Source organism: Leptotrichia buccalis C-1013-b, assembly GCF_000023905.1.
Taxonomy (GTDB): Bacteria; Fusobacteriota; Fusobacteriia; order Fusobacteriales; family Leptotrichiaceae; genus Leptotrichia; species Leptotrichia buccalis.
Window position 1 is genome coordinate 1,574,276 of sequence record NC_013192.1, and the last position, 11,501, is coordinate 1,585,776.

Annotated in this window: 9 protein-coding genes; 1 reads left to right on the forward strand and 8 read right to left on the reverse strand. The window is 32.5% G+C overall.

Going from position 1 to position 11,501, the window contains the following annotated elements; translation table 11 throughout:
* Nucleotides 1–7: 7 nt before the first annotated feature.
* Genes LEBU_RS07370 through LEBU_RS07385 form a run of 4 tightly spaced genes read right to left on the reverse strand, consistent with a single transcriptional unit; the run spans nucleotide 8 to nucleotide 5,337 of the window.
* Nucleotides 8–2,239, reverse strand: coding sequence for an alpha-galactosidase (locus tag LEBU_RS07370; protein WP_015769708.1), 2,232 nt, complete (start codon nucleotides 2,237–2,239; stop codon nucleotides 8–10).
* 54 nt (nucleotides 2,240–2,293) lie between these two features.
* Entirely contained in the window at nucleotides 2,294–3,121 is an 828-nt protein-coding gene (locus tag LEBU_RS07375; RefSeq protein ID WP_041760625.1) for a carbohydrate ABC transporter permease, read from the reverse strand.
* Nucleotides 3,122–3,173: 52 nt separating this feature from the next.
* The gene (locus LEBU_RS07380; RefSeq protein ID WP_015769710.1) at nucleotides 3,174–4,079 is read right to left on the reverse strand and encodes a carbohydrate ABC transporter permease; all 906 of its coding nucleotides are present in this window, start codon (nucleotides 4,077–4,079) and stop codon (nucleotides 3,174–3,176) included.
* 40 nt (nucleotides 4,080–4,119) lie between these two features.
* A complete protein-coding gene (locus LEBU_RS07385; protein WP_015769711.1) occupies nucleotides 4,120–5,337 on the reverse strand; it encodes an ABC transporter substrate-binding protein in 1,218 nt (405 codons plus the stop codon).
* Nucleotides 5,338–5,572: 235 nt separating this feature from the next.
* On the opposite strand from LEBU_RS07385, the gene LEBU_RS07390 reads away from it, so the two are divergent.
* Nucleotides 5,573–6,448, forward strand: a complete 876-nt coding sequence (locus LEBU_RS07390) for an AraC family transcriptional regulator (RefSeq protein WP_015769712.1) — start codon at nucleotides 5,573–5,575, stop codon at nucleotides 6,446–6,448.
* Between the two features lie 91 nt (nucleotides 6,449–6,539).
* On the opposite strand, the gene LEBU_RS07395 is transcribed toward LEBU_RS07390, so the two are convergent.
* The 4 genes from LEBU_RS07395 to disA all read right to left on the reverse strand — a co-directional run bounded on the left by LEBU_RS07395 (nucleotide 6,540) and on the right by disA (nucleotide 11,496).
* Nucleotides 6,540–8,102 (reverse strand): UDP-glucose--hexose-1-phosphate uridylyltransferase, encoded by a 1,563-nt coding sequence (locus tag LEBU_RS07395; protein WP_015769713.1) that lies wholly within the window; start codon nucleotides 8,100–8,102, stop codon nucleotides 6,540–6,542.
* Nucleotides 8,099–9,259, reverse strand: a complete 1,161-nt coding sequence (locus LEBU_RS07400) for a galactokinase (protein WP_015769714.1) — start codon at nucleotides 9,257–9,259, stop codon at nucleotides 8,099–8,101. Before LEBU_RS07400 ends, LEBU_RS07395 begins: the two co-directional genes overlap by 4 nt.
* A gap of 199 nt (nucleotides 9,260–9,458) precedes the next feature.
* Entirely contained in the window at nucleotides 9,459–10,367 is a 909-nt protein-coding gene (locus LEBU_RS07405) for a DUF1385 domain-containing protein (RefSeq protein ID WP_015769715.1), read from the reverse strand.
* A 55-nt stretch (nucleotides 10,368–10,422) separates the two neighbouring features.
* Nucleotides 10,423–11,496, reverse strand: coding sequence for a DNA integrity scanning diadenylate cyclase DisA (disA, locus tag LEBU_RS07410; RefSeq protein ID WP_015769716.1), 1,074 nt, complete (start codon nucleotides 11,494–11,496; stop codon nucleotides 10,423–10,425).
* Nucleotides 11,497–11,501 lie beyond the last annotated feature (5 nt).

An 11,501-nucleotide genomic window follows, 5' to 3' on the forward strand; every position in this document is an offset into this window, starting at 1 on the left:
TTTTTATTTATTCAGACTTTAAATGATACAATTCAGTATAAAAATCTCCTTCAATATTTCTATGCTCATCATTTGTCCCAACTAAAAGTCCAAAATTCATAAGCTCATCTCCGCCAACTTTTTCAAATTCAATCTTTTTAGAAGAATTTGCCTTTTTCTTTTCAACTTTATAATCAAATTCTGGATTAAGTCCTGTAAGCCTTACCCTTCGCAATCCGTTATTTACAGGCATAAGTATTCTGTAATATCCAACAACTGCCTCTTTTTTATCCTTACTTACCATAAGCCATGCCACTTCATTTCCATCAAAAGGCGATTTCACTCTATAAAAATCTCCAGCCGTCATTAACTCACGATACCCCTTAAATTCCTCAATTTGTATTCTAATCTCACCTTTTTCAGCTTCCGACAAATCTTTTGGATTGAGTTCATATCCAAATGTTCCAAACATTGCCACATTTCCTCTTATATCAAGGCTAGTATTTCTTCCTGTCTGATGATTTGGAGTAATCGAAACGTGTGCTCCCATCGCTGGCACTGGATATACAATTGAAGTTCCATATTGTATTTTTAATCTGTCTATCGCATCACTATTGTCACTTGTCCAAGTTTGAGGCATATAGTAAAGCATTCCCGCATCAAATCTATTTCCTCCACTTGCACACGATTCAAACAGTACATCTGGAAATTCTGTAACCAGTCTTTCTAAAACCGAATAAAGCCCTAAAAAATATCTGTGCCATGTTTCTTTCTGTCTTTTTGCTTCTCTTCCGTATGAAAATACTTCCGTCATTGTTCTGTTCATATCCCATTTTACATATTCAATATTTGCTTGTCTCAAGTTTTTGGCTACAGATTCATAAACATATTCTGCAACTTCTGGCCTTGATAAATCTAAATAATGCTGATTTCTTGACTGTGTTTCATGCCTTTGGGGAGTTGATAGAATCCAGTCAGGATGTTCTCGATAAAGGTTACTGTTCTTATTTACCATTTCAGGCTCAAACCATAACCCAAATTTAAGTCCCATTTCGTTTATCTTTTCAGCTAGCCCTTTAATTCCATTAGGCAATTTTGCTAAATTTACATCCCAATCTCCAAGTCCCTGAAAATCATCATCCCTAGTTCCAAACCATCCATCATCTAGTACAAATAGCTCCACTCCCAAATCTTTTGCACCTTCTGCCATTTTCAGTATTTTTTCCTCATTAAAGTCAAAGTATACGCCTTCCCAGCTGTTTAAAAGTATTGGACGTGTTTTATTCTTAAATTTCCCTCTTATCAGATTGTCCTTGTATAAATTATGGAAAGTATTGCTCATTCCATTTATTCCTTCATCTGAATAGACTAACACCGCTTCTGGCGACTGAAATTCTTCTCCAGATTCAAGGCACCAGTTAAAATCAAAATGATTTATTCCGATATTCAGTCTTGTAACATCAAACTGATCGACTTCTACTGCCGCTGAAAAATTTCCGCTGTAAATAAGATTCAGTCCAATTATTTCTCCTTCTGTTTCAGTCGCATTCTTTCTTCTTAGCCCAATAAATGGATTGTTTAAGGCACTGCTTGTTCCTCTTTTACTGTCAATCAGAGTTATTCCTCTTTTTGCCTCACGCTCTATTATGTGACGCTCTCTTGCCCACGAACCGCTAAGCTGCATTATCATATAATCAGAATCTGGAAGATCAAGCGAAAGACTCATTATTTTTTCGATATTTATTTCTTCTGCTCCATTATTTACAATTCTTGCATTTCTCAATATTACAGGATATTCTTCAAATATCGTGTAACTTAGTATCAACTCTGTCTGAATAACTTCGTCTTCCAATGTAATTTCCAAAGTCTGCACCTTATCATTAGTATTTGCATAAACTGCTGGAAGCCCTTTTAACTGAGGTTTTCCATCTATAATTTTATGACTTTTATAAACAAAGTTTGTAATTCTGCTTCCATTTTCCTGTAAAATCGACAATGCAGGCTCTCTATAGTCACTTGTACCATAAACAGGATATTCCTGTTTTATTGCATCCAGCGTGAACCCTTTTCCATCTACTGACGGAGTTATTGACGGCTCTACTTTATGTCGCTGAAACATATGTGAAAAATTATCTTTATGTCTTATTCTTTTTCCAAAATAATATTGTCCTAGCTGCTCATTTTGAAGCAATCCTATTACATAACTTATTTTTTCGTTGTATAAATGAAATTCTCTGTTTTTCTCATTAAATTTTATCATTTTTCCTCCATTTTTCTAATTATATCGTTTCTTGAAAATCAAATTTGTACTTTTTTATTTTCCACCACTTAATGCTACTCCATTTATAAATTGTTTTTGGAATATTACGAAAATTATTATCATTGGAATGATTCCAAGCACTGAACCTGCCATAAGTACAGGATAATTTGTCGCAAATTGTCCAATTAACTGTGCCAACCCTGCTGATAATGGCATTTTTTCAATGTCCGCATTTACAATTAACGGCCACATCAATTCTTTCCAAGCAAATAAAGCTGTAAATATGCTTAAAGAAATCATTCCCGATCTTGCAAGTGGCAGCATAACGTGAACAAATATCTGCCATTTATTCGCTCCGTCAATTACAGCGGCTTCTTCCAGCTCGTCAGGTAGCCCCATGAAAAACTGTCTCAACAAAAATGTCCCAAACGCAGTTACAATTCCTGGAAATACCAAGGCTGATATACTGTTTAACATTCCCAGCCTTTGCACCATAAGATATTGCGGAATAATAAATATTTGTCCAGGCACCATCATTTGAATTAGTACAAACATAAACAAAATATCTCTTCCAGGAAATTTAATTCTGGCAAATCCGTATGCAGCCATTGCCGCAAAGAACGTAGAAACAACGACTCTTATAACTATAACTATTATTGTATTAAAGTAAAATTTGAAAAATGGCAATAAACTTACCGCATCTTTATAATTTTTAAAATGAAAACTTTTTGGCATAATTTTTGGCGGTACTGCTAGAGCCTCAGGCAATGTTTTAAACGAAGTAAGAAGCATCCATATAAAAGGAATTACCATAAATAAAGCTGTCAATATCAATGCAAAATGAATTAAAAATTTACTTTTATCTTTATATCCTATTTTCATAAGCACAATCACATCCTTCTAATTAATTTTTATTTTCTAATTCGGTCACTTTTTAGTAATGCACCCATTTTTTCTGAAGTTTTAACTGAATAAACGTTATTACAAGTATCACAAGGAAAAGTAAAACTATAATTGCCGATCCATAACCCTTCATATTTCTTTCAAATGAGTATCTGTAAAATAACATTACCACAGACTGGACTCCCGGCAGTGCCTCATTTTTCTTGTCAATCATCATATAAATTACATCAAACACTTGAAGTGATCCAATAAATGTTGTAATTACAACGAAAAACAATGTTGGTGTAACTAATGGCAAAGTTATTGAAAAGAATTGTCTGACAGGTCCTGCCCCATCTATTTCAGCAGCCTCATAAAATGTAGGAGAAATTTCCTGCAATCCAGCCAGCAAAATTATCATATTATACCCAATCATGCTCCAAATTCCCACAACTATTATCGCAAACATCGCCGTACTTGGCTGTAATAACCAGTCAGGCCCTTTTAATCCTATCGAACTTATCATATTGTTTACTAATCCAAATTTTGAGTTAAACAACCAACGCCATACCATCGCAACTGCTGCAGGGGCTGAAACTACTGGCAGGAAAAATAATGTTCTGTAAATTGTCTTTCCTTTTATTTTTGAATTTAGAAGTACAGCGATAACTAGTGATAAAAATACTCCCAAAGGAACAACAATAATTGTATAAGTAAATGTATTTGCAAAAGACTGCATTACCATTTTGTCTTTAAATATGTCAATATAATTTTGAAATCCTATAAATCTCGATTTACCAAATGTTCCTGTTTTTGTCAGACTCAAATAAAATGTCTGAAATATCGGAAATATATTTAGTAAAAATAATCCAATCATTGTGGGAGCTATCATAAATAATCCCCAACTAAAATCAAGTGCTTTTTTGTTTTTTAAATATTTTGATTTTGTAGCTTTCACATTTCCACCTCTCTAATTAAAATATTTTTCAAATTAACTTTTATTTTTCTTCTTTCATAAGCCTGTTCATTTTATCCGCATATTCCGTAGTTGCATCTTTTACTGTCACTCTTCCCGAAAACATCGGTGCAAATATTTCTTCTTCCCAAACTCTCCATTTTGCTCCTTCTTTAGACATTGGAAAAATTACACCAAATTTTATTTGATCCACAAGCACTTTCAAATCCATATTTTTATTATGATCTATCCACGCTTGCTGTGTTCCTTCATAAGCTGGTATTGCTGCCACTTTCTCTGACTGTATTCTATTTGCTTTTTCTGAAGCAAGAAATTCTAAAAACTTTTTAACCATTTCAGGATTTTTAGTGTTAGCTGCGGCTGCATAAGCAAGTCCATTGTAAATTGTCGCCTGTTTTTTTCCCTTTGGCAAATATGTTACTCCAATTTTTTTCGCAAATTCAGGATTTTCTTCAATTCCTCCCACCATCCACGAACCAAGCTGTATCATAGCCACCTTTTCCGAAGTAAACATCGAGAACGGCTCAACTTCATCAAAGTCCTTTTGTGTCGGAGAAACTTTCTCCTTCAAGCTCAAGTCAACCCACCATTGTATTGCTTCCTGTGAAGCCTGTATATCATACCCCGATTTATTATCCTTCAACACATATCCATCATTTTGATACATCGTATTCCAGAAACCTTCCTGAACATTAAGTGGTGCCGCAAATCCATAAACTCCGTCTTTTGTCAACTTTTTGGCAACTTCCAGAAATTCTGCCCAGTCCCAAGTACCGTCAGGATAAGGAACGCCAGCTTTATCAAACAGCTCCTTGTTGTAAAATACTCCAATTGTGTCGTAATCTTTAGGTACTGCATATTGTTTTCCTTCAAATTGGTAAAGTTTTACAAGCTGTTCGGGATAATGCTTAAATCCATTGTCAATATTCTTGTCAACTTCCAAAAGCATATTATTTGAAGCATAGTCGTAAAATTTTGTCGAATGCATCCAGAATATGTCAGGCAATGCCCCTCCAGTTGCAGATGCTTCAAGCTTTGTCCAGTACTCATTCCATCCTATTACCTGAACTTTTATCTTAATCCCAGGATTTTCCTTTTCAAATTCTCTTGCAATCGCACTCATTGCAGGTTCTTGCTGTCTATCCCAGATTACAAAGGTAAGCTCATTTTTGTTACCTTTTTTGCCACAGCTAAGAAGCATCAGCATTACAATTAGAAATAACATTAATAGTTTTTTCATTAAATTCCTCCTATTTTTTTATTTATAAAATCTTTATTTTATCCAAAATATATTGTATAATTTAATTGAAAAAATATTTCAATATTTTGAGTTTTAAATACCCAAATTTATAGATATTAAAATCAATTTAGGTATTTAAATACTCTTTTTTAAATTTGCTTAGCTATGTTTCGATACAATTATAGCTTATTATTTTTAAATTTAAAGAGTAAAAAATTGATATAGGGGTAAAAAAATGCTAAAAAAAGATAAAAAATGGATTTTGAATGTTTTTGATTTTGAAAAACCTTTTCCAATGGTTTTCATTCGTGCAATCGGACGGCACAGCATAAGTGACAAGTCTTATTACTGGGACAGCTCAACTAGAAAGGATAAAAATTTCTGTCTTTTTCAGTACACATTAAACGGACAAGGCGAAATAAAAATCGGCAATAAAACCTATTCCCAAAGAAAAGACGAAGCCTTTTTCATCACAATTCCTGGTAATCATGCTTACTATTTACCACAAAACTCGAATTTCTGGGAAGTTTTATATATCGAATTTTCAATTGAAGCCGATGAATTTGTAAAAAATCTGACAAACCTAAACAATAACAGCATTTATAAACTTCAAAAAAATAGTAAGCTGCTAAATCTTATCTGGGAATTTTACTATGCTTCCATAAACAATGAAATAACAGATATCTACAAATGCTCGCAATATGCCTACAATATTTTATTTGAATTTTCATCATTATTTGTAACGAAAAAAGAAAAAAATTCAGAATTGATAAAGGAAATAAAAAAATATATCAAAAAAAATTATCAAAAGCCAATTTCCAGCGAGGACATTTCCCGCTACGTAAACGTTTCAAAATCTCACTTAACAAGAAAATTCAAAGCCGAAACCAATATTTCACCAGGGCAATATCTAATCCAAACTCGCCTTACAAAAGCAAGAGAACTTCTTCTTGATACCGATTCCTCAATTGAAAAAATTTCCGACTATGTAGGTTTCTCCTGTGCAAATTATTTCTCAAAGGCTTTTCGGCATAAATTCAAAATTTCCCCAACAGAATATAGAAATTATTACAAAAATTACTATAAAGTCAATTTTGTTACAGAAAAATAGTTCAAAAAAAATACTACCAAATAATAGTAGTATTTTTTATTTTAAAATTTTTATATAGAGAACTTTAATTAAATAATTGTCAGATATTTTATCAGATTTCTTCATTTATTTTCTCAATAAACTTCAAAAATCCAGCCTTTCCATTTTCATCATTCTTAAACACTCCACAATCTTCAAGCACCCGTGAAAACGTTTCCCCAACTGCACTATTCAAAAACAAATTCACATCTCGATTCAATAATTCTGATAAATTTTTATCATTCATATAAATTTTTAGCCATTCTACGTGTTTTTTCAAATTTTCATTTTTTTCCATTTTTCCAAAGGCATCATCATAATTTTTACAATTATTTAGCAATTCTTCAATTTCCCTCATTTCATATTTTAATCTTCCAGGAAGAACTGCAAGTCCCATTACTTCAATAAGTCCAATGTTTTCCTTTTTAATATTGTGATGTTCGCTGTGGGGATGAAAAATTCCTAATGGATGTTCTGGTGTTGTTAAATTATTTCTTAGTGTCAAGTCAAGTTCGTATTTTCCATTTTTATATCTTGCAATCGGCGTTATCGTATTATGCCGTTCTTCATCTGTATGTGAAAAAATATTTAATTTTTCGCAAGAAAAATCAATCCAGTTTTGCAAAATTTTATCTGCAAGTTCAACTAGCCTATCCTTTTCCCCTCTCAATCTTATAACCGACAAAGGCCAATTCACAATTCCAGCTTCGATATCTTCATATCCGCTAAATTTTATTTTCTCAGAAATATTTGCCTTTTCCATCGGAAATTCATGTCTTCCAGCTTGAAAATGATCATGCGTTAGTATCGATCCTCCTACAATCGGCAAATCCGCATTTGAGCCAATCATATAATGTGGAAACAGCTCAACAAATTTCAACAGTCTTTCAAAACTCGCCTTGTCAATTTTCATTGGACGATGTGTTCCTGAAAATACAATTGAATGCTCGTTGTAGTAAGTATACGGCGAATACTGCAAATACCAGTCCTCACTATTCAAATCCAGTTTTATAATTCTGTGGTTTTGTCTTGCAGGATGATTTAAATGTCCTGAATATCCTTCATTTTCTTTACATAACAGGCATTTTGGGTAATTTGTAGTCACTTTATTTTTTGCCATTGCGATTTCTTTTGGATCTTTTTCAGGTTTTGAAAGATTTACTGTAATTTCCAGTTCTCCATATTTATTTTTGTAGTTCCAGTACATATTTTTAGCTATTCTGTCTGTTCTTATATAGTTTGACTGTTTTGATATTTCATAAAAATAATCAGTTGCAGATTCACGATTTTCATTTCCATATTTTCCCCAGAAAACTTTTGAAATTTCAGATGTTCTTGGTAAGATCTGTCCCATTATTTTTGCATTTAATAAATCCTTAAATGTAGTTGTATTGGCTATCAATTTACCATTTCTAGCTGCCCATTCAGTTATATTGTCTAGTATTTCTGTCGGATATTTTACATTTTCCACATATTTTTCTATTTCTTTTCTTTCTTCAGATGAAAATTCTACATAATCAACAATTCCAATACTGTCTAAAATTAAATTTGTAACTAAAATTCTATCTTCTGGAAGAACTAATCCATTTTTTACCGAATATTCCATCAATTTTTCTATTTCTACATACACATTCATAATTTTTTCGCTCCATCACTTATATTTACAACATAAAAATCAGCATCCAGCCCAACTTTTTCCTTATATTCCTTTCCAACATTCTCAATAAACTTATCCACAGCGTCCTTTTTAACAATACTGATTGTACATCCTCCAAATCCAGCTCCAGTCATTCTTGAGCCAATTACACCTTCCTGATTCCAAGTAATTTCAACCATTGTATCAAGTTCAATTCCAGTAACTTCATAATCATCCCTAAGCGACACATGAGACTCATTCATAAGCCGTCCAAATTCTTCCAAATTTCCTTCCATTAATTCTTTTTGTGCCTTTATTGTTCTTTGATTTTCGTAAATAGCGTGTTTTGCCCTTTTTCTATTAATTTCATTTTTTATAAGTTTTTCACTTTTATTAAATTCTTCAACCGAAAGTTCCCCTAGTGACTGAATATCCAACTCCTTTTGCAAATCCTTCAAAGCCTCTTCACATTCAGCCCTTCTCTCATTATATTTTGAATCTGCAAGCCCACGTTTTTTATTTGTATTTCCAATAACAAGCACCTCATCTTTTAAAATAACTGGTGCATAGCTATATTTTAATGTATTGCAGTCAAGCAGGATTGCATTGTCCTTTTTTCCCATTCCAACTGCAAACTGATCCATTATCCCTGAATTTACACCAATAAACTGATTTTCAGCTTTTTGGCTCAATTTTACCATTTCAACCATATCAATGTCCAAATTATACAAATCCTTTAAAATAATAGATGTAACAATTTCTATCGAAGCAGAAGAAGAAAGTCCAGAACCATTTGGAATGTTCCCATAAAACAGCACATCAAATCCGCTATCAATCTTATACCCAGCTTCAATAAACATTCTTACTACACCTTTTGGATAATTAACCCATTTATGCTTTTTCTCATTTACTAAATTATCTAACAAAAACTCAATAATTCCAAGATTTTCAAAATTTTCTGAATACATACGAAATTTTTTATCATCTCTCTTTTTTACCAAAGCATAAGTTCCCCTATGAATCGCACACGGAAAAACATGCCCACCATTATAGTCAGTATGCTCTCCGATAAGATTAACTCTCCCTGGAGCAAAAAATTTACTTTCGGCTTCATAACCAAAAAGATTTTTGAATTTATTATAAAGTTTTTCTAACATTATTATATCCTCCTGTTCTGTTAAGTTTACACTTAAATACTATAAACTTTCTTACTATGTTATATCACAATATTCCAAAAATAAAAGAGTAAAAAACTGATATGAGGGTAAAAAAATGCTTATTTTTTTAGTAAAATTTTGATATTTTTGTTTATTAAAACAAAAAGCACCCCTTTAAGAGTGCTAAAATCAATATATTCTATTCAAAAACTTCCGTCGCATTCGTTACTTCATTCCCCAATGCCACATTCAAAGCCACAATCGCCACTTCCAGCTGACTTTCATCAGGTTCACTTGTAGTAATTTTTTGTAGCCACATTCCTGGAACAGCTATTATTTTTGCAAAAATATTATCCAAATGATAACTTGTCCAACGTTGTATTTCGTAAGAAAGTCCAGCAACAAATGGTACAAACAATATTCTTGTCACTAATTTGTAAAGCAGCATTGTAAAATGCCCAGTTGGAACTTTAAAAAATAAGTCAACTGTTGAAAATACTAAAATACTAATAAACATTACAAGTAAAAGAAAACTTGTACCGCATCTTGGGTGAAATCTTGTACATTCTTTTGCGTTTTTTGGTGTTAATTCCTTTTCCATTTCGTAATTCATAATACTTTTATGTTCTGCTCCATGATATTCAAAAACTCGCTGTATATCCTTTAAAAACGAAATTCCGTAAATATATCCCAAGAAAAGTACCAATTTTATAACAGCTTCCACAATGTTAGCCTTCAAAACATTATCCTTAAAGAAAAATCCCCCAACAGCCGACGGTAGCCACATAAATACTGCAATTCCTAATAAAACTGATGTCATAACAGTAAAACCAACTTGCTTATCCGTCAATTTCTCCTCTTCCAGTCCAGCCTGATTTGACGCAAAAATAAGCTCCTTTGTTCCTACAACCATTGCATCATAAAGTGCAATAACTCCTCTCACAAAAGGCACTTTTAACCATCTATTACTTTTTTCAGTAAGTGTTATTTTTTTATAAACAATACTTCCATCCTGCTTACGAACAGCTGTTGCAATCGCTTTAGGTCCTCTCATCATAACCCCTTCCACAACAGCCTGTCCTCCAACAGTTACTCTTTTATCTTTCATTTTTACCTACTTTCTCTTTTTGTTTTAAAATCAAGTTCAAAAGTTGTCAAAAATTTTAGTCTCTGTCAACAATTGTTTTATTTTTTATACGTTTCAATGATTTACTAATATGCTCAGCTTTAAATTTACTTACTCCTTTTAATTTCGCAATATCTGATGCAGTTGACATTAAAATAGACTGAACATTTGAAAACTCCTTTACAAGAATTTCCCTGTCCTTTCTGCTTATCTTTGTTATATTGCTTAAAAGTCCATAACCACGCGGTTCTATTTTTTCATCAAGATTTGTAATATCTGTATCAAATCCCAATAAACTCACTATTTTTTCATCATCTAGCAATTCTTCTTTTGTCAAGGATTTTAACCTTACTCTAATTTTTTCCGCTTTTTCATTATTTACCTGATAATCTTTTATCAGAGCATTAAAAGTTTCGTTTTTATTTAACATTATTTCTTCATACTGAATCTTTATAAGCCGTCCTTCACTTCCAAGTTCCGCCATATACTCAATTAACTCTTCAGACATTCTAAAAAGCAGTCCATACATTCTGACACATTCAACAATATCATAAAGAGTTACCATATTATCAAATTCAAGTATGGACAAATTAATATGATTCTTTTCAATTGCAATTGAATATTTCTCCAAAGCTGTTATCGCCTGTGAAGATTTTGTCAATAAATCCCCAATTTCATTTAACATGTATCTGAATTTCCCGTAATATATTGTTATTTTATTTCGTCTTTCCGAAACTGCCACAACTAAATTACCTTTCTGCTGCGCAACTCTATGTGCCGCCTGATGTCTTGTGCCACTTTCATCTGTCTGAATTGAATAATTAGGCTGTAATTGAATATTTGCACCATAAATTGTCTTTATATCTGTGGACAAAATTATTCCACCATCCATTTTTGATAATTCATACACTTTTTGAGGTGAATAAACTGTATTTAATTCAAATCCACCTCCTATGACATCCTTTAAATCAACCGGGTTTCCAAGCACAATTAAAGCTCCTAGTTTTGCTTCCTGAATCTTGTCTATTGCTTCTCGTAAAGCTGTTCCTGGTGCCACTATACCAAATATATACTCTAATATTTTCTTCTCGCTAACTGTCTGTTTTAACATATTTT